This window comes from Myroides sp. (assembly GCF_032073645.1).
In the GTDB taxonomy this organism is placed as follows: Bacteria; Bacteroidota; Bacteroidia; order Flavobacteriales; family Flavobacteriaceae; genus Flavobacterium; species Flavobacterium odoratimimum.
Genome location: NZ_DAMANB010000007.1, coordinates 142,168 through 161,568 on the forward strand (window position 1 = coordinate 142,168; position 19,401 = coordinate 161,568).

24 protein-coding genes are annotated in these 19,401 nt (G+C 35.5%); all 24 read left to right on the plus strand.

Annotation, left to right across the window (positions count from 1 at the left end; genetic code table 11):
* The first annotated feature begins 8 nt into the window (after positions 1 to 8).
* Genes RT228_RS07610 through RT228_RS07725 form a run of 24 tightly spaced genes read left to right on the plus strand, consistent with a single transcriptional unit; the run spans position 9 to position 18,495 of the window.
* The gene (locus RT228_RS07610; protein ID WP_006257910.1) at positions 9 to 1,118 is read left to right on the plus strand and encodes a WG repeat-containing protein; all 1,110 of its coding nucleotides are present in this window, start codon (positions 9 to 11) and stop codon (positions 1,116 to 1,118) included.
* Positions 1,119 to 1,132: 14 nt separating this feature from the next.
* Positions 1,133 to 1,864, plus strand: a complete 732-nt coding sequence (gene fabG, locus RT228_RS07615; protein ID WP_006260484.1) for a 3-oxoacyl-ACP reductase FabG — start codon at positions 1,133 to 1,135, stop codon at positions 1,862 to 1,864.
* 3 nt (positions 1,865 to 1,867) lie between these two features.
* Positions 1,868 to 3,088, plus strand: a complete 1,221-nt coding sequence (locus RT228_RS07620; protein WP_006260483.1) for a beta-ketoacyl-[acyl-carrier-protein] synthase family protein — start codon at positions 1,868 to 1,870, stop codon at positions 3,086 to 3,088.
* An 8-nt stretch (positions 3,089 to 3,096) separates the two neighbouring features.
* Positions 3,097 to 3,345, plus strand: a complete 249-nt coding sequence (locus tag RT228_RS07625; protein ID WP_006257913.1) for a phosphopantetheine-binding protein — start codon at positions 3,097 to 3,099, stop codon at positions 3,343 to 3,345.
* 5 nt (positions 3,346 to 3,350) lie between these two features.
* On the plus strand, positions 3,351 to 4,235 hold the full coding sequence (locus RT228_RS07630) for a lipid A biosynthesis acyltransferase (protein ID WP_006257914.1): 885 nt from the start codon (positions 3,351 to 3,353) through the stop codon (positions 4,233 to 4,235).
* Positions 4,235 to 5,140, plus strand: a complete 906-nt coding sequence (locus RT228_RS07635) for a flavodoxin (protein WP_006257915.1) — start codon at positions 4,235 to 4,237, stop codon at positions 5,138 to 5,140. The genes RT228_RS07630 and RT228_RS07635 overlap by 1 nt, the downstream gene beginning before the upstream one ends.
* Before the next feature lie 8 nt (positions 5,141 to 5,148).
* Positions 5,149 to 6,282 (plus strand): beta-ketoacyl-ACP synthase III, encoded by a 1,134-nt coding sequence (locus RT228_RS07640; protein WP_006257916.1) that lies wholly within the window; start codon positions 5,149 to 5,151, stop codon positions 6,280 to 6,282.
* Positions 6,283 to 6,723: a hypothetical protein gene (locus RT228_RS07645; RefSeq protein WP_006257917.1), complete on the plus strand. Its 441-nt coding sequence runs from the start codon at positions 6,283 to 6,285 to the stop codon at positions 6,721 to 6,723.
* Positions 6,724 to 7,182: a hypothetical protein gene (locus RT228_RS07650; protein WP_006257918.1), complete on the plus strand. Its 459-nt coding sequence runs from the start codon at positions 6,724 to 6,726 to the stop codon at positions 7,180 to 7,182.
* Between the two features lie 3 nt (positions 7,183 to 7,185).
* On the plus strand, positions 7,186 to 7,593 hold the full coding sequence (locus RT228_RS07655) for a hypothetical protein (RefSeq protein ID WP_006260482.1): 408 nt from the start codon (positions 7,186 to 7,188) through the stop codon (positions 7,591 to 7,593).
* A gap of 3 nt (positions 7,594 to 7,596) precedes the next feature.
* Positions 7,597 to 8,592 (plus strand): BtrH N-terminal domain-containing protein, encoded by a 996-nt coding sequence (locus tag RT228_RS07660; RefSeq protein ID WP_006260481.1) that lies wholly within the window; start codon positions 7,597 to 7,599, stop codon positions 8,590 to 8,592.
* Positions 8,592 to 9,344 carry an ABC transporter ATP-binding protein gene (locus RT228_RS07665; protein WP_006260480.1) on the plus strand — a complete coding sequence of 251 codons (753 nt, stop codon included), beginning with the start codon at positions 8,592 to 8,594 and terminating at the stop codon, positions 9,342 to 9,344. The genes RT228_RS07660 and RT228_RS07665 overlap by 1 nt, the downstream gene beginning before the upstream one ends.
* Positions 9,345 to 9,351: 7 nt before the next feature.
* Positions 9,352 to 10,617 carry an ABC transporter permease gene (locus RT228_RS07670; protein WP_082213976.1) on the plus strand — a complete coding sequence of 422 codons (1,266 nt, stop codon included), beginning with the start codon at positions 9,352 to 9,354 and terminating at the stop codon, positions 10,615 to 10,617.
* A complete protein-coding gene (locus tag RT228_RS07675; RefSeq protein WP_006257923.1) occupies positions 10,592 to 11,038 on the plus strand; it encodes an acyl-CoA thioesterase in 447 nt (148 codons plus the stop codon). The genes RT228_RS07670 and RT228_RS07675 overlap by 26 nt, the downstream gene beginning before the upstream one ends.
* Before the next feature lies 1 nt (position 11,039).
* Positions 11,040 to 12,164 carry a beta-ketoacyl synthase N-terminal-like domain-containing protein gene (locus RT228_RS07680; RefSeq protein WP_006260478.1) on the plus strand — a complete coding sequence of 375 codons (1,125 nt, stop codon included), beginning with the start codon at positions 11,040 to 11,042 and terminating at the stop codon, positions 12,162 to 12,164.
* Between the two features lie 2 nt (positions 12,165 to 12,166).
* Positions 12,167 to 12,793 carry a hypothetical protein gene (locus tag RT228_RS07685; RefSeq protein WP_006260477.1) on the plus strand — a complete coding sequence of 209 codons (627 nt, stop codon included), beginning with the start codon at positions 12,167 to 12,169 and terminating at the stop codon, positions 12,791 to 12,793.
* Entirely contained in the window at positions 12,793 to 13,050 is a 258-nt protein-coding gene (locus RT228_RS07690; protein ID WP_006260476.1) for a phosphopantetheine-binding protein, read from the plus strand. The genes RT228_RS07685 and RT228_RS07690 overlap by 1 nt, the downstream gene beginning before the upstream one ends.
* 6 nt (positions 13,051 to 13,056) lie before the next feature.
* Positions 13,057 to 14,253 carry a beta-ketoacyl-[acyl-carrier-protein] synthase family protein gene (locus tag RT228_RS07695; RefSeq protein WP_006260475.1) on the plus strand — a complete coding sequence of 399 codons (1,197 nt, stop codon included), beginning with the start codon at positions 13,057 to 13,059 and terminating at the stop codon, positions 14,251 to 14,253.
* Positions 14,254 to 14,256: 3 nt separating this feature from the next.
* Complete coding sequence (locus tag RT228_RS07700) at positions 14,257 to 15,270, plus strand: beta-ketoacyl synthase N-terminal-like domain-containing protein (protein WP_006260474.1); 1,014 nt, start codon at positions 14,257 to 14,259, stop codon at positions 15,268 to 15,270.
* Positions 15,264 to 16,025, plus strand: coding sequence for a polysaccharide deacetylase family protein (locus tag RT228_RS07705; RefSeq protein WP_006260473.1), 762 nt, complete (start codon positions 15,264 to 15,266; stop codon positions 16,023 to 16,025). Before RT228_RS07700 ends, RT228_RS07705 begins: the two co-directional genes overlap by 7 nt.
* 4 nt (positions 16,026 to 16,029) lie before the next feature.
* Complete coding sequence (locus tag RT228_RS07710; protein WP_006257930.1) at positions 16,030 to 16,659, plus strand: outer membrane lipoprotein carrier protein LolA; 630 nt, start codon at positions 16,030 to 16,032, stop codon at positions 16,657 to 16,659.
* On the plus strand, positions 16,637 to 17,263 hold the full coding sequence (locus RT228_RS07715; protein ID WP_006260472.1) for a hypothetical protein: 627 nt from the start codon (positions 16,637 to 16,639) through the stop codon (positions 17,261 to 17,263). The genes RT228_RS07710 and RT228_RS07715 overlap by 23 nt, the downstream gene beginning before the upstream one ends.
* A gap of 9 nt (positions 17,264 to 17,272) precedes the next feature.
* Positions 17,273 to 17,869, plus strand: coding sequence for a porin family protein (locus tag RT228_RS07720; RefSeq protein WP_006260471.1), 597 nt, complete (start codon positions 17,273 to 17,275; stop codon positions 17,867 to 17,869).
* A gap of 32 nt (positions 17,870 to 17,901) precedes the next feature.
* Positions 17,902 to 18,495: a porin family protein gene (locus RT228_RS07725; protein WP_006257933.1), complete on the plus strand. Its 594-nt coding sequence runs from the start codon at positions 17,902 to 17,904 to the stop codon at positions 18,493 to 18,495.
* Positions 18,496 to 19,401 lie beyond the last annotated feature (906 nt).

The window sequence follows — 19,401 nt, forward strand, 5'->3', positions numbered from 1 at the left end:
ATCTGTCTATGAATAGGTTTATTTTGACATGCTGTATATCACTACTTACTATATGTAGTTTTAGTCAAGGATTAGCCTTGTTTAAGGAGAAGGGGAAGATAGGTTTTCTTAATGAAAAGGGAGTACATGTTATCCCACCAAGGTTTAAAGAAGCTAGAAGCTTTAATGAAGGACTTGCTGCTGTTTTTGAAAAAAATAAATGGGGGTTTATTAATGAAAAAGGGGAATGGGTTATATCGCCTTCTTATGATAAGGTAAAAGACTTTAATTATGGAATAGCGATGGTGTTGAATGACAAAGATTGGTTTTATATCGATAAGAAGAATCAACCATTTAAAACGTTAGGAAAGACTTATAACTTTAAAGGTGGAGTAGCGTTTTATAAACCAGGAGAAAAAGTAGGGTTAATTAATCAGGAAGGAGTAGTCATAGTACCGCCTACTTATGAGAAAATAATGTATTTAAATGATGAATATTTTAAAGCATTATCTCAAGGTAAATGGGGTATAATCGATGCAAAAGGTAATATTATAGTATCGTGTATGTATGATGCTGTTGGTGAATATCACAATGGGATAACTTGGGTAAAAGAAAATGAGATATTTTATTTGTGGAACAATGAACAGAAGATAGAATTACCTGAAGTAACTAAGATTATTTCGATAGAGAATATGGATTATATCATTGCTAAAAAAGAAAAGTTAGTAGGTATGATAAATAGTCTCGGACATGAGGTTATCCCATTTATGTATGAAAACATGGGGGAATTATCTGAAGGATTAATCTCTGCTAGAGTAAATGGTGAATGGGGCTATGTTAATACTAAAAATGAGGTAGTAATACCATTTAAGTATGATTATGTATTAGCTTTTGGAACAGAAGGATTAGCTGCTGCTCGCTACAATAAAAAGTGGGGCTTTATAGATAAAGAGGGTAAAGAGTTAATCCCTTTTAAATATGAGATAAATGCTAGAAACTATGTTTATCGAAAGAGAGGTAGTGGATTTATTAATGGACTAGCTCGTGTAAAATATAAGGGTAAATGGGGCTATATCAATACCCAAGGAGAGTTGTTAGGCAATAAATGGTATGACAACTTAGAATTATTTAGTAAATAAAAGTTATTAAAAGTATGAAAACTGCTATAGTTACAGGTGGATCAAGAGGAATAGGTAGAGCAATATGTTTGCGTCTAGCAGCAGATAAAAAGTATCATATATTAATTAATTATCAGTCTAATGAAGAAAAGGCATTAGAGACCTTAGCTGAAGTAAATAAATTAGGATCAACAGGAGAGATTATTAAGTTTGATGTTAGTAATCATGAGAATGTAGTTAGTGTATTAACACAATGGGTAGAGGCTAATCCTGTAGCTGTAATAGAAGTTATTGTTAATAATGCGGGGATTACTAGTGATGGTCTATTTATGTGGATGCCTTTAGAAGATTGGAATAAAGTACTGCAAACAAGTTTAAATGGATTCTATAATGTAACGCAATTCTTTATGCAAAAGATGTTGCGCAATAGATATGGCCGTGTAATTAATATTGTATCTGTATCAGGTGTAAAAGGTACAGCAGGACAGACAAACTACTCTGCTGCTAAGGCTGGTGTGATAGGAGCTACTAAAGCATTAGCACAAGAGGTAGCAAAGAGAAATATAACTGTGAATGCTGTGGCACCTGGGTTTATAGAGTCTGATATGACTGCTGAATTAGATCAAAAGGAATTAGTGAAGATGATTCCTGCTAATCGCTTCGGAAAAGCAGAGGAAGTAGCTGATTTAGTAGGTTTTTTAGCTTCTGATAAGGCAGGTTATATCACAGGAGAAGTGATTAATATTAATGGAGGTATATATTCTTAGTATATGGATAATAGAGTAGTAATTACAGGTATGGGAATTTACTCTTGTCTAGGATTAAACTTAGATGAAGTAAAGCAATCATTGTATACAGGTAAGTCAGGTATTATTTATGATCAGGAGCGTCATGATAAGGGATTTAGATCTGCCTATACAGGTATGGTGCCTCGTCCAGATCTTAAGAATGAATTGAGTAGGAGACAGCGTATTTCTATTGGAGAAGAGACAGAGTATGCTTATGTAGCTACAGTGGAAGCACTGAAGAATGCAGGTATTACAGATGCGTATTTAGAGCAGAATGAGGTAGGTATTCTTTATGGAAATGACAGTGTATCTAGGGCTGTTATAGAAGCAACAGATATTTTTAGAGAGAAGAAAGATACTGCCTTAATAGGTTCTGGCGCTATATTCAAATCTATGAATTCTACAGTGACAATGAATCTATCAACTATCTTTAAACTAAAAGGTATTAACATGACTATTAGTGCAGCATGTGCTAGTGGATCACATGCTATTGGTTTAGGATACTTAATGATCAAAGGAGGGCTACAAGACATCGTTATATGTGGAGGTGCACAGGAGATTAACCCTTATGCTATGGCTAGTTTTGATGGATTAGGAGTGTTTGCAGAAGAAGGAGTAGCACCAGATAAGGCTTCTAGACCATTTGATAGTAGTCGTAATGGTTTGGTACCTAGTGGTGGTGGTGCGACAGTAATTTTAGAAAGTTATGAATCAGCTATGAAGCGAGGAGCTACTATTCTAGGAGAGGTTATGGGATATAGCTTTTCTTCTAATGGAGGTCATATTTCTACACCTAACGTAGAAGGACCAGCTACAGCTATGCATAGAGCTATAGTACAATCAGGAGTTGCTATAGATGAAATAGGATATGTGAATGCACATGCTACTTCTACTCCACTAGGAGATGCTAATGAGGCTAAAGCAATCCATGAAGTATTTAAAGGATATTCTCCTGCTGTGAGTTCTACAAAGTCTCTTACAGGACATGAATGTTGGATGGCAGGTGCTTCAGAAATTGTGTATTCTACGTTAATGATGAATAACGATTTTATTGCTCCTAACCTGAATTTTAAAAATCCAGATGAAGACTCGAGTAGATTAAATATAATTAACCAAACTTTAGATAAAAAATTTGATATATATTTGTCTAATTCTTTTGGATTTGGTGGAACAAATTCAGCATTAGTAGTTAAAAAAATATAAAGTAAGAAATGAATCACGAAGAGATTTTAGAAAAGATTAATCAAATTTTAATAGAAGAATTTGAAGTAGATGAGGATGTTATTGCAAATGATAATAACTTGAAAGAAAGTCTTGATTTAGATAGTTTAGATTACGTAGACTTAGTTGTGTTAATAGAGTCAAATTTTGGGGTAAAGTTAGTAGAAGCTGATTTTGCAAATATTGTAACATTTCAAGATTTTTATACACTTATAGAAACAAAAGTTGCAGCTAAGTAATTAAAATGACACAATGGCAAGGTAAATCTAAAGGGACACTTTTAGGATATAGAATATTTGTTTTTTGTATAAAGAAGCTCGGTATTAGAACAGCTTATAGTGTTCTAGTATTTGTAGCTTTTTATTATTTAATAACAGCATGGAAGTCAAATAAGTCATTATACTATTATTTACATCATAGGCATAGATATTCAATAGTGAAATCTGTAATGATGATGTATATGAGTTATTTTAGATTTGGACAGGTACTTATTGATAAAACAGCTATCTCTTTAGGTTTACGCAACCGTTTTACTTACGAATTTGATGGCATAGAAATATTAAAGCAATTATTAGAAGAAAAAAAGGGAGCAATTCTGATTAGTGCTCATGTGGGGAATTTTGAGGTTGCAGAATATTTCTTTGCAGATATAGATTTTGAATGTCAAATAAATTTGGTAACAACGGATAGAGAGCACTCATTTATCAAAGAGTATTTTGAGAGTATATCTATTAAGACAAACCTTAATTTTATTATTGTGAAAGATGATATGTCTCACATTTTTGAGATTAATAATTGTTTGTCTAATAACGAGATCATTTGTTTTACTGGAGATAGATATTTTCCAGGGACAAAGGTCTTGACAGAGGAATTCTTAGGTGAACAAGCTGTATTTCCAGCTGGTCCATTTAGTATAGCTTCTCGTATGAAGGTACCTGTTGCGTATGTATATGTGATGAAGGAAGCTAATTTACACTACCATTTGTACACTAGACGTGCAGAGGTAAAACATAGAGATGCGCAGCATCTATTAAAATCATATTGTGACAGTGTTACTCAGATTGTAAAGAAGTATCCATTACAGTGGTTTAATTACTATGATTTTTGGGATACAGATAGTAAGAAATAATGAAAAAAAAAGTACTTGTTTTATATTATTCTCAGTCAGGACAGCTTAAGCGTGTCTTAGACAGACTTACTGAGCCTATTCAGTTAGATGATAATGTAGAAATTACGTATTGTAAAATACAGTTAGAACAAGACTTTTTATTTCCTTGGAACAAAGAAGATTTCTTTAATGTTTTTCCAGAATCTTTTAGACAGATAGCACAACCTGTAATTGCTCCTGTTGATGAAATATTAAACACTAAGTATGATTTAATCATATTAGGGTATCAAGTGTGGTATCTCTCCCCATCTATTCCGATTAATTCATTTTTAAAGAGTGAATATGCACAGCATATTTTTGCTAATACTCCTGTAGTGACAGTGAGTGGTAGCCGTAATATGTGGGTTATGGCACAAGAAAAGATGAAAAAACTATTGAAGGATGTCAATGGACAGTTGGTTGGTAATATAGCACTTGTAGATAGACATATTAATTTGGTAAGTGTTATTACGATTGTCGATTGGATGTTTAGTGGTAAGCAACGTAGAGTCTGGGGCTTTTTGCCTAAACCAGGTATATCAAATGAAGAGATAATGAATAGCAACCGTTTTGGAACGGTTATAAAAAATTATCTTTTTAAAGAAAATTATCAAGGTATGCAGACAGAGCTAGTAAATATAGGGGCTGTAGAAGTTAGGCATTTTTTAGTATCTATGGATAAGAAAGCCAATAGAATATTTAAGGTATGGTCAGCGTTAATCTATAAGAGTAAAAATAGAAAGACATTATTAAAGATATTTAATTATTATTTATTTATCGCGATATGGTTGATTTCACCTATCGTGCATATGATTCACCTCTTGTTATATCCATTGAAATATTGGAAGATAAAAAAGGACGAAAAGTATTTTCAAGGAATAGATTAGTTACTATTATGAATAAAGTATATATAACAAAAAGTGCAAAGTTTTTGCCTAATGAAGCTGTTGATAATGATCAGATGGAAGCCAAATTAGGTAAGATAGACAATAAAGAATCAAAAGCGAGACGTATTGTATTGCGTAACAATGGAATTGAACAACGTTATTATGCTATTGATAGTAATGGCTATGTAACACATAACAATAGTGATTTGACATTTGAATCAATAAAAGGATTATGTGATAATCAATTTACCTTAAGGGATATTGAGGTATTGTCATGTGGTACTTCTACACCTGATCATTTGTTGCCTTCTCATGCAGCTATGGTACATGGTCTAATGAAAACAAAATCAGTAGAACTAAACTCTGCTTCTGGGGTGTGTTGTTCTGGGATGAGTGCATTGAAATTTGGTTATATGTCAGTGAAGTCTGGTAATTCTAAGAATGCTGTTTGTACAGGATCTGAACGTGTCTCTTCATGGATGAAAGCAGACCGCTTTGAAGCTGAGATAGACAATCTAAAGGAACTGGAACAGACTCCTATTATCGCATTTAAAAAAGACTTTTTGCGCTGGATGTTATCTGATGGAGCGGCAGCTTTATTATTAGAGGATAAGCCTAGAGATACTACTTCTCTAGAAGTATTGTGGATGGATGCTTACTCATACGCTTATGAATTAGAAGCGTGTATGTATGCTGGAGGAGATAAACAAGAAGATGGTTCTATCAAACCTTGGAGTGATTATTCTTCTAGTGAATGGTTGACTGAATCTGTATTCTCTTTAAAACAAGATGTGAAGATACTAAATGACAATATCTTGGAAAGAGGTGTGGATAGTATGAAACGTGCAATGGAAAAATATGATGTCAAAACAGGCGAAATAGACTATTTTTTGCCACATGTGTCATCACATTATTTTGTAGATAATTTATATACTAAATTTGTTGAAGCAGGTATAGAAATAACAAAAGACAAATGGTTTATGAACCTTAAGCGTGTTGGTAACGTTGGGTCAGCTTCGATTTATCTAATGTTAGAAGAACTGATGAATTCAGGTAAATTAAAATCAGGTGATCGCATTATGTTGTCCGTTCCAGAGAGTGGAAGATTCTCTTATGCATATGCTTATCTAAAAGTGGTATAGATGGATAAATTAGTAGATATAATAGATCGCAACTTAGTCAAACAGTTGATACCTCAACGTGAACCAATAGTTATGGTAGATGCTTTGTATGAATATACTGAGACTAGTATAACTGCTGGGCTAACAATAGATGAACATAATCTGTGTGTAAATAGCGATGTGCTGAGAGAGGTAGGAATAATTGAACATATGGCTCAGTCTGTAGCACTACATACAGGGTATCAGTTTCATTTGCGTAATGAGCCTGCACCAGTTGGCTATATTGGGTCTATCAAGAAGATAGATATACATAACTTACCTAAAGTAGGTGATACAATATATACAAAGGTTGATATTCTACAAGAATTTATGGGAGTGACCTTAGTAGAATTAGTTACGTATTGTGAAGGAGTAGTAATTGCTTCAGGTTCGATGAAGACTGTATTAGCTAAAGAAGAATAGATGGGACGTTCTACTCGATCTGTAAGTATTCAAAATTATCTACCTCATCGCGAACCGATGCTTATGGTAGATATCATTAGTGAAATAGGGAGTAAAACGGTAAGTACTACTTTTTTAATAAAGGAAGATAACTTATTCGTCACTAAAGGAGAACTCCAAGAGGTAGCACTAATAGAGAATGCAGCTCAGACTTGCGCTGCTATAGTTGGTCAGTCATTTTTCTTTGATGAGAATGATAATGAAAGAGAGAACGTTAGTGTACTAGGCTTTATTAGTTCGATAAAAAAAGTGAAGATAGATAAACTACCTAAGGTCGGAGAAATGATTATTACTAAGGGATCTTTGGTTTCTAAAATAGATGGAGGAGATACTGTCATCTGTGTGATGCAGGTTAGTACTTTATTAGGAGAGGATGAGATTATGAGTGCTGAACTCAATCTATTTCTACAAAAACAATAGCTTATGAAAGAGTCTGATGTACCACAAGACAAGAGTAGTCTAAAAGAAAATGATATTAAGGAGCTGTGCTATGCTGTGAATGATGATGGAGAATATGTGACAGCATTAAGCTCAGGTTGGGAAACTAAAACAATAGTACAAGAAGCTACCCTGTCTCAAATAGAAGAAAGAGTGAATGAAGCGAGACAGCAAGTGATAGAAGGTGTTTACAGTCCTATTGTGTACTACATGGAAGTGAATAGAATGGATATGCAAACATTATGTGCTTATGTATCAATGTGGAAGTGGAGAGTCAAAAGACATTTTAAACCAACTGTGTTTAATAAATTAAGCAATACGATATTACAGAGATATGCAGATGCTTTTGGTATCACAGTAGCTGAATTAAAAGCATTTAAGGGAAAGGAATAAGTTATGACTGTAGATTTTATACATCATCAATCAGCACACTGTGAAAACGGTGTTGCTTCAAATTTGTTAACTAATCAAGGGATAAAGATTAGCGAACCAATGGCTTTTGGTTTAGGTTCTGGTCTGTTTTATGTGTATTTACCTTTTATCAAAGTAAATCATGCACCTGCAATTAGTTATCGCCCTTTACCAGGGCTAATCTTTAATCGTTTGGCAAAGCGATTAGGGCTAAAGGTAAAGCGTATTAAGTTTTCTAATAAAGCTAAGGCACAACAAGTCTTAGAACAAAAGATAACAGAAGGGATTCCATGTGGATTACAAGTAGGTGTATATCACTTACCTTATTTTCCTGATGAATATAGATTCCATTTTAATGCACATAACTTAGTTGTTTATGGCAAAGAGGATGAAAGGTTCTTAGTAAGTGACCCTGTGATGGAAAGTACGACAGTGTTAACTCCACAAGAGTTAGAGCGTGTACGTTTTGCACAAGGGGCTTTTGCTCCTAAAGGACAAATCTATTATCCTATAGAACTACCTCAATCCATAGATTGGGAAAAAGCAATCAAAAAAGCGATCAGAAAGACTTGTACAGATATGCTTGCTCCTGTACCTATTGTTGGTGTAAAGGGAATGCGTATGGTAGCAAGAGCTATTGTGAAGTGGCCTAAGAAGGTCGGTGGAGCTAAAGCAAATCATTACTTAGCGCAAATGGTGCGTATGCAAGAAGAAATTGGTACTGGAGGAGGAGGTTTTAGATTTATCTATGCTGCCTTTTTACAAGAAGCAGGGAACAAAATCAGCAATACTAGATTAATAGAATTGTCTCAAGAGATGACTGCTATCGGTGATAGTTGGCGTGACTTTGCAGTTAATGCTGCTCGGGTATACAAGAAGAGAAAGAATGGAGATGATGTATATATCGCGCTATCTAAAGAACTATTAAGTTTAGCAGATAGAGAAGAACAATTCTTTAAAAAATTGAAAAAAGCAATATAATGCAACAGAAGATAATAGATATCGAATGCCTCTATAAGAAATATGAAGGGAGTGAGTTCTTTTCTGTAAAGGACTTGACACTTTGTATTGATAAAGGAACATTCTTTGGTTTCTTAGGGCCTAATGGTGCTGGGAAGACCACATTGATATCTATGTTATGTGGTTTGATTAAACCTACATCAGGTAAGTTACTAGTTAATGAATTGTCATATCGTACACATGCTAGTATTATCAAACAACAGATAGGTGTAGTCCCTCAGGAGTATGCCTTATACCCTACCCTCACTGCTTACGAGAACTTGTGTTTCTTGGGGAGTATGTACGGACTTAAAGGGAAGGCACTCAAAGAAAGAATTAATTACTACCTTGATTATTTAGGACTAGAAGCTTTTAAACACAAAAGAGTTGATACATTCTCTGGTGGAATGAAGCGACGTGTTAATCTAATAGCAGGAATATTGCATAAACCGAGTATCTTGTTTTTGGATGAACCAACAGTAGGTGTAGACTTACAATCAAGACTCGTTATTGTTGACTTCTTAAAGCAACTGCACCAAGGAGGAACGACAATATTATATACTTCACATCATCTGGCTGAGGTAGAAGAATTGTGTACAGAGATTGCTATTATTGACAAGGGAACTATCTATGCACTAGGTACCAGTGAAGAATTAAAAGAACAAACCAATACAGAGACTTTAGAGCAAGCTTTTTTATCTCTAACAGGAACGAATTTAAGAGATGATGTATAAACTGTGGATGACCATACGCAAGGAATTCTTGTTGTTGATTCGCGACTTTGGTGGATTGGCAATACTCTTTGTGATGCCTGTATTTTTGGTAATTACAGTTACCTTAATTCAGAATAACACCTATGAGAACATCACTAACCAAAAGATGGAAATTCTATTGGTTGATAATGATAAAGGCGAGATATCTAATAAGCTAATCACTGAAGTAAAACAGTCTGGTACATTTGAGTTTATTAGTGAGATGAACAATAGGCCTTTGACAGAACAAGGAGCAAGAGAAGCTGTACTTAAAGGGCAATATCAGTTGGCTATCGTAATTCCTGAGCATCTAAGTAGTAGTTTAACAGAACGCATAGATAGTAATGTTAATCGCGTAGTCGCACACTTTATGGATGGAGATTCGCTTAGTACGCAAGAGACATTCACACCGAAGGAAGTTAAATTATACTTTGACCCTGCTCTACAGACTTCTTTTAAGGAAGGGATTAAAGGAGCAATTGATAAGATAGTTGCTACGATAGAGAATAAGACGATATACAGTGCTTTTGCAACTCAGTTGAGCGAGAGTTCAGAACCACAAGAATTATTCGCTCAGGAGAGCTTAATTAGCTTCAAAGAAATAGCGCCTAAAGATGAGGAGTTTAATAAAATCCCAAATGCAGTACAACACAATGTACCTGCATGGAGTCTATTTGCTATTTTCTTTATCATCGTACCCTTAGCGATGAATATTGTCAAAGAAAAGAATCAAGGAACAAATATTAGATTATATACCATGCCTACCTCACCTATCGTTACTTTAGGAGGAAAGGTATTTACTTATTTAACCATATGTTTATTGCAGTTTTACCTTATCATTTTAGTAGGTAAGTATTTCTTTCCGATGATAGGTTTAGCTTCATTTGAGTTTAGTAATACTCTATTTGGACTTACTATTGTTACACTGTTTTCAGGATTAGCTGCAGTGTCCCTAGGTGTATTGTTAGGGATAATAGCTAAGACACAAGAGCAGTCCTCTCCTTTTGGAGCTACATTTGTAGTTATACTTGCAGCAGTGAGTGGTGTATGGGTACCTACATTTGTGATGCCAAGTTTTATGCAGTATATCGCTAGTGCCTCACCTATGAATTGGGCATTAGAAGGGTACTATACTATCCTACTAAGGGATGGAGGCTTATGGCAAGCACGCTATATGATTATTTTGCTACTTTTGTTCTCATTATTAATACTTTTAATTGCTCTGTTTTATGATAAGAAAAAAAGATCTTTATAACGAAGTATCTCCGTTAGTGGAGATAACAGAAGTAAGGGTTCGTTTTAATGAGACGGATGCTTTAGGTATTGTGTGGCATGGAAACTATCTAACCTATTTTGAGGATGGTCGAGAAGCATTCGGTCGCAAGTATAAGATATCGTACTTAGACGCTATTGATAATGGGTATGTGACACCTATTGTATCTTCATCTTGTTCACATAAGCTAACAGTAAAGTATGGGGATGTATTGCGTATAGAAACGAGTTATATCAATACACAGGCGGCTAAGATTATATTCAGATTTAAGATATTTAATCAGAAGGATGAAATAGTCTGTACAGGCGAAACCGTACAGGTATTTTTAGATAAAGAAGGGAACTTGTCTTTGCAGTTGCCTGCTTTTTATGAGGAGTGGAAAAGAACAGTAGGTTTGTTGTAATATGAAGAAAGTATATATCACATCTACTTCTTGTCTGAGTAGTGTAGGCGCTGATAAGCAATTAACATGGCAAGGAATACAAGAAGGTCGATCAGGAATAAAGAAAGTCAAACAACTTGGCTTTATAGAGGATATCTATGCAGGTCAGATAGAGGATACTAGTATAGAAGTACAGTGGAGTAAGCTGAATATATCAGGTGTATATACACGCTTAGAGAAGATGCTTATCCTTGCACTTAAGCCTATTATAGACAAAAAAAAACCTTCTGCTAAGTCACAGCTGATTCTAGCTACGACTAAAGGTAATATTAGCGACCTAGCTCATACAGGTGCTACAGGTGCAGATATCAATGTGATGATACAGCGCATAGCAGATTTGTTTGGATTTAGTACACTACCTATTGTCGTTTGTAATGCTTGTGTATCGGGTATCTTGGCAGTGTCAGTCGGTAAGAGAATGATACAGATGGGAGAATGCGACGATGCTTATATTCTAGCAGGGGATGAATTAACGCCATTTGTAGTATCTGGCTTCAATAGTTTTCAGGCGATGAGTGATGAGCCATGTAGACCTTTTGATGTTACTCGAAAAGGAGTTACACTAGGTGAAGCTACAGCAGCGATACATTTATCATCAGAGCACAAGGAGCACACAGTAGCATTCGAAGTGATAGGAGAAGCTTCTATAGCAGATGCAAACCATATATCAGGCCCTTCACGTACAGGAGAAGGACTGTATCTAAGTATACAAGGAGCATTGCGAGAAGCGGGTATTACAGCTGAGCAAGTTGATTTAGTATCTGCTCATGGTACAGCGACTAACTATAACGATGAGATGGAGTCTATCGCTTTTGATAGATGTGCTTTGGCTACTACACCTATTCATAGTCTGAAAGGGTATTTTGGACATACACTAGGAGCTGCAGGACTGTTAGAACTTGTGATGGTGATAGAAAGTATGCTGCACAATCAATTGGTTGTCTCTAGAGGTTATGAAGTATCAGGTGTATCTAGAGTCTTGAATATGATTACGACGAAGAGTACATTACCTTTAAATATTGCCTTGAAGACAGCGTCTGGTTTTGGGGGGTCTAATACTGCTTTATTAATTGCTAAACGAAATTAAATATGACTGAACAATATAAATATAGCATCAGCAAATGGTGTACTGTATCAGACGAAGTAGTTAGCCTTAATGATAAAGTCGTATTTACTGGAGATAAAGGTGACTTTGCTGCCTTTGTTAAGGCATATTATAAAGCAAATGAAATAGATTATTCGAAGTTTTTCAAAATGGATCCGATGAGTAAGCTAGCGTTTATTGGAGCAGAATGTTTATTGATGGATGAGGTATTTGAAAAACCGACCCATGATATTGCACTGTTGTTTAGCAATGCTAGTTCTAGTCTAGATACAGACTTGAAACACAGTGAGACTATAGTTGACAGAGATAACTTCTATCCTAGCCCTGCCGTATTTGTCTATACATTGGCTAATATATGTTTGGCAGAGGTTAGTATAAGACATAAACTACAGTCAGAGAACACGTTTTTTATTTCGCCTCGTTTCGATATTGATTTGATGTATGCACAAGCATCGTATTTACTAGAGACTAATAGAGCGAAGAAGGTTGTCTGTGCTTGGGTAGAGTATTTAGAAGGAACGTATCAGTTCTTTGGGTATGTCGTAGAACCTCAACAAGAAGGAAAAATAGAACACACAAAAGAGAATATTAAAGAAATATATAAGATATAATGAAAGATTTAAAGATTGAATTAAAAGGAAAAATCATTGAAGTATTAAACTTAGAAGATATTGCAGTGGAAGATATCCAAGATAACGATCCACTATTTGGTGATGGTCTAGGGTTAGACTCTATTGATGCTTTGGAATTAATTGTATTAATGGACAAAGATTACGGGATTAAGTTAAGTGATCCAAAAGAAGGACGCAGTATCTTCCAGTCAGTTGAAACAATGGCAACATATATTGCTGCTAACAGAACTAAATAATTTGCTATGCAGAAGCGTATCGTTATTACAGGTATGGGAATTATCTCTGCGATAGGTAATACTGTCGAAGAGAACTACAATGCCCTTATTTCAGGTCAATCTGGTATAGATGAACTGACTTTATTCGATTCTATTCACCGTGGAGTAATTAAAGTAGGTGAAGTCAAAATGACTACTGAAGAATTAATTACTGCATTAGGATTGAGCAGTGATAATAATTATACGCGCACAGCTTTACTAGGAGCGTATGCAGCTAGAGAGGCTATTGCCAATGCAGGAATACGAGATATCAATGACCGTAAGACGGGATTGATATCTTCTACTTCTGTGGGGGGGATGGATTATACAGAGAAGTTCTTTCACGAATTTGAGACTAAAGTAGAGAGTAGAAAGTATATTGATACGCAGGGTGCTGGAGATTCCACAGAGAAGATAGCAGATTATTTAGGACTTCACGGATTAGTGACTACGATTAGTACTGCGTGTTCTTCTGCTGCGAATGCGATTATGCAAGGATCTAGATTGCTCAAAGCTGGTAAGCTAGACCGTGTCATCGTAGGAGGTACTGATGCATTGTCTAAGTTTACAGTCAATGGGTTTAATACTTTGATGATTCTTACGGATGGATACAATACGCCATTTGATCAGAATCGAAAAGGATTAAATCTTGGAGAAGCTGCGGCTTATTTAGTACTAGAGTGTGAAGATATCGCTATAGCAGACGGTAGAACTATACTAGGTGTAGTAAGTGGATATGCTAATGCCAATGATGCATACCATCAGACAGCCTCATCAGAGAATGGTGAAGGTGCTTACTTAGCGATGCAAAAGGCATTAAAAATGGCTAATCTATCTCCTAAACAAATAGACTATATCAATGCTCATGGCACGGCTACTCCGAACAACGATTTATCAGAAGGAAGAGCGATGCAACGCATATTCGAAGATGATATGCCTATGTTTAGCTCTACAAAGCCCTATACAGGGCATACTCTTGCAGCAGCAGGAGCTATAGAATCGGTATATAGTATACTTGCAATGACACATGGTGTAGTATTTCCGAACCAAAACTTCGTTACTCCAATGGAAGAACTTTCGATAAGACCACAGACTACTCTAATGCACAAAGAGATTAATACTGTATTATCAAATTCTTTTGGTTTTGGAGGTAATTGTTCGACTGTTATATTCTCTAAAATCTAAGCTATGAAAGTGTATGTAAATGGACTAGGGTCTGTCTCTTGTCAAGAGGGATCTAGAAACTTTAAAGCTACATCTTTAACACAGGTGTCTCAGGGTATTAATCTAGCGAAACAACCTTCTTATAGAGATCTTATCCCTGCTGGGATGATTAGACGTATGGCTAAGGGGGTGAAGATGGGGATATTCGCTTCACATACCGCATTAGAAGAGGCTAATATAACGATACCTGATGCTGTGATTACTGGCACAGGATTAGGGTGTCTGATAGACTCTGAGAAGTTTTTATCTACGATGTTAGAGAACAACGAGAGTTACCTTACTCCTACTTCGTTTATTCAATCTACCCATAATACAGTAGGTGGGCAGATAGCTCTACAGCTACAGTGTATGGGATATAACTTTACTTATGTACATCAAAATACTTCTTTTGAGTCTGCTCTTTTGGACGGTATTTTACAGATACAGTCAGGTGAGTTAAATAATGCTTTAATCGGAGGTGTAGATGAGATAGGAGATATTACGATGAGATTTCTTCAATTGGCGAAGAAGATAAATACACCAGAAGAGATATTCTCTAAAGGGGTTAACTATGGGGAGGGAGCTACTTTCTTAGTATTAGATAAGCAGCAGTCTGAGCAGTCTTATGCGGAGATTGTCGACACAGATATTTGCAACAGAATAGATTCAGTACAAGACTTTATCGAAAGCTTCTTGTCTCGAAATAACTTAACTACTGAGCAGATTGACGTTTTAGTACTGGGTAGTAATCTGACTTCGAACGATGGAGATTATTACTTACATGCGCAAACTACGTGTGCAAATAGCGCCGTAGAGACGTTCAAAGAGTTTAGTGGAGAGTATCATACTGCTTCGGCATTTGGTCTTTTAAATGCCTGCGAAATGCTTAAATACCAACAACTATTTAGCACAGGTGAGTCCAAGTCGATAACGTATGTTTTAGTGTATAATCAGTTTGACGGAAAAGACCACAGTTTAACTTTACTTAGAAAATGCTGAGATTTAAACGTATCAACTTCTTTGGAATCTTGTATTCCACAGTAGTTGTTATTCTTATTTTTACAGATTCAGTTCGCAGTTGGTGGTTTATCTTAGGTGGAGTGCTTTGGATAGGCTTACTTGCTTGGGGTGCATTTGATATGAGATTAAACGTGTTTACAAAGGCTGTATCTCATCAAAAACAGGAGAAGCGCAAGCGCATAGCCCTTACCTTTGATGATGGTCCTACCCTATTCACTCCTAAAGTACTTGAATTATTGACACAGTATAAGGCAAAAGCAACTTTCTTTTGCATTGGCAATCAAGTAGCACAGCATCCTGACATTCTTCTACAGGTGTTAGCACAAGGTCATCTTATTGGCAACCATACCCAGACACACACTACACGTATGGGGTTTCTCTCAGCAGATGAGGTTTATCAAGAGATAATAACAGCAGAACAGACGATAGTAGATACCACCGGTATTAGACCGAGGTGGTACAGACCTCCTTTTGGGGTGACTAATCCTAATATCGCCAAAGCCTTGGCTAGAACAACTTATAAAATAGCAGGATGGAATATTCGGTCTTTAGATACCGTTATTGAAACAGAACAACGTATTTTTGAACGTATAAAACACAAGATTAGACCTGGAGCTATTATCTTACTACACGATACGACAGATAAGAGTGTACAGGCGCTAGAGCTACTGCTTATCGAACTGACTAAACAGGGATATGAGATGGTCACTCTAGACCAATTATTAAATGATTAAACGTATGAAAAAGGTATTAAGTACATTGTTTTTACTGGTGATGACAACAGTCTCATTGGCACAAGAAAAAGCAATGAGTCAAGCTGAGATTGCTTCATTTAAGAAAGAGGTTGTCTCTAAAACCAAAGAAATAACAAGCTTATCTACAGACTTTACGCAGTATAAGCACATGAGCTTTATGTCAAAAGACATCGAGTCAAAAGGTGAAATGCTATTACAAGTGCCTAATAAGCTACTGTGGAAATACAGTACGCCGTTTGAGTACAGCATTGCCTTTAAAGACAATAAAATAAGCATCAATGATCAAGGCAAGAAAAACAAGGTAGATATAGGAAATAACAAGAAGTTCGCTAAGATCAATAACCTTATTGTAGGCAGTATCAGTGGGAATATGTTTGATGAAAAGGAGTTTAAAATTTCTTATTTCAGAGATAATAAACGCAGTATAGCGAAGCTTATCCCTCTAAGTAAAGATATATCTCAGTATATCTCACAAATCGTTTTATACTTCGATGAAGGGCAGAGTACTGTATCTGAAGTGAAGTTAGTGGAGCCTTCGGATGACTACACACGCATCGTATTTAAGAATAAGAAAACGAATATCAAACTAAATGATTCGAGTTTTACTAATTAGTCTGTGTAGCCTTTTAGCGGTATCGTGTAAAAGTATTAAGCTCGATGGTATTTATACAGATAGCTTTATTACTCAGGAGAGTGTTATCGAGAATAACTATTTTGCTACCCTAGGTGAAGAACACATCTTTAGGGCAAATATGACAGTGTTTAAACACGAACTAAGTGGGCTCTTAGTGGTTAAGCGCATGGATGAGAATCAGCACAGAGTGGTTATGACTTCTGATTTTGGAAACACATTATTTGATTTTTCTATTTATTCGGATAAATATGCTGTTAATTATGTGATGAGTGATATAAATAAGAAGCTAATATTAAATATCTTAGCTAAAGATTTTCAGTTGTTTACTGCTGTTCAGTTACCTGTGAAGAAACTTAGTCTAAGAGAAGGCGATACAGTCTTCTTAGGAAGGTATAATAAGTTAGAGACTGTAGTGTTTTGGGACAATGCCTTAGGCAGAGTTTCTCGCCTAGTCTATGGTACACCGAAGAAAGCTAAAGTATCATATAATTATGTACAATCAGAGAATGATAAGCCTATCTTATCGATAGAACATTACAATTTTCCGATGCGTATAATACTTACCCCTATGACTGATGAGTAAATAAGAAGTATGAACCACACAGATACTATAATTATGAAAAAACTATTACTTACACTTTTATTAATCATGGGTATAAGTCAGTCTTATGCACAAAAGAAACAAAGAATACTAACGCCTGGTGTTCGTGGAGGATGGAACTTTAGCAGTGTTGTAAACTCTGGGGGGGACTCCCGTACAAACTTCTATGTAGGGGTGCAACTTCCTATACGCTTAGCTAAGTTTTATTCGCTTCAACCAGAATTAGTGTACTCTCGTCAAGGGGCAGATAATATCGTTGACAGAATCTATTATGAGAATGGACATGGTCGTTCAGTTGATTTAAAAATGGGGTATATTGATATCAATGTGATTAATAAGTTTCACTTTGGTCGATTGAATCTTCAGGTAGGACCAGGTATTGCCATCCAAGCTCATAATAACGTATCAGAAATGACCCCAGTAGACCTAACTATTAATTTAGGTGTCGGTATTGATATTACCAAGCGCATCGGGATAGAAGCTCGCTGGATGCCTGGTCTGATTGGTATTAATGATTATTACTATGATAGTGATAATGGCGAAATGCGCAACAATATACTTCAAGTAGGAGCTTACTTTAGATTCTAATCTCTTTTGGCTACTATAAACACACTATAATTATGAAAAAACTATTACTTACACTTTTAATAGTCATGGGGGTAAGTCAGTCTTATGCTAAAGAGAAAAGAAAGATACTTAATCCCGGTATACGCGGTGGTTGGAGTATTAGTAATGTAACTAATATAGGTGGAGATTATCGCACTGATTTTTACGCAGGGATACAATTGCCTATTCGTTTTGCTAGATTTTATGAATTACAACCTGAGCTGATATACTCACGTCAAGGAGTGAAAGGAACAAATAATAATCCACATTATGATCCGTATCAGCGAGATGCAGATGAATTAAAACTTAGTTACATAGACATTAACGTGATTAATAAATTCTATTTTGGTAAGATTAATTTACAAGCAGGACCTGGTTTAGCTATAGCAACAAATAGCAGTAAGTATAATGTCACTCCTATTGACTTAACACTTAACCTCGGTATCGGTATCGATATTACCAAGCGCATCGGGATAGAAGCTCGCTGGATGCCTGGTATAGTGAGTATTAATGCATCTGCTGATGAGTATCACTATAGTAGTCGATATGATGATTCGGATTATATGCGTAATAATACATTTCAGATAGGAGCCTATTTGAAGTTCTAGTACACAGTATATAAATATATTCAAAGTCGATTAAACGCAATAACATTGCGTTTAATCGACTTTTTTTATGGCTGTTTTTTCATGATTATTTACTCGATATACAGAGCTAATAGTATTTGTAGTTTTTGAAATTTCGTTCGTATTAGGAAGCCTAGTGTGACATTGTATAAGGGAGGATCACATCCTAAAATTAGGAGAACAGATCATAAAATCGTTTTATTCAGACAGATACTAGTATTACATTATTTTAGTGTTTGCCTCCTTTCTAGACAGTTTAGCGTGTCAATTTTATCCCTTTTTTAAGTATATAATTTTCTTGATTACCTACTTTTTATTTACAGATAAGTAGTGCAATGTGTGCTATTTAAGATACAATAGGTGTAAAATACGATATGTTTAGCTCACTATGTTTCCAGTATGCTAGGCTAGTGCTGGGTATGTGGTCAGCTTAAAACAATATTTTTAAGCCGACCAAATGCCTATCATATGCCGACCACAAGCCGACGACCCCGATTTTGTATACTCGGAAAAATAGAGAAATTAGGGCGAAATATGAATTTTAGTCTGTTTTTTACCTTTGTGTTTCTAGTCTGCATTGTGGAGTGTTGTTATTTCTGTGATGAATATTGGGTGATGCAGTCAGTAGAGAAGTAGCTACGTATTGTTTTGAAAGGAGGAGTTTTAGTGTGTTAATCGTTTTGTAATTAATGTGTTATATTCTGTATAGGAGTGGTGAAAGGATGAATAGAGGTGATATAATGAATTTCTATTATATATTTATTTCTTTTGTGTATAATTAAAAATTAACCTAATATGCAGGGAAATTTTATTGTTATTTGCTGAAGAATATAGAAGTCGTCTTGACTTTTGTAAAATAAAGAAGGGTTATAGAAATTTGTGTCGCTA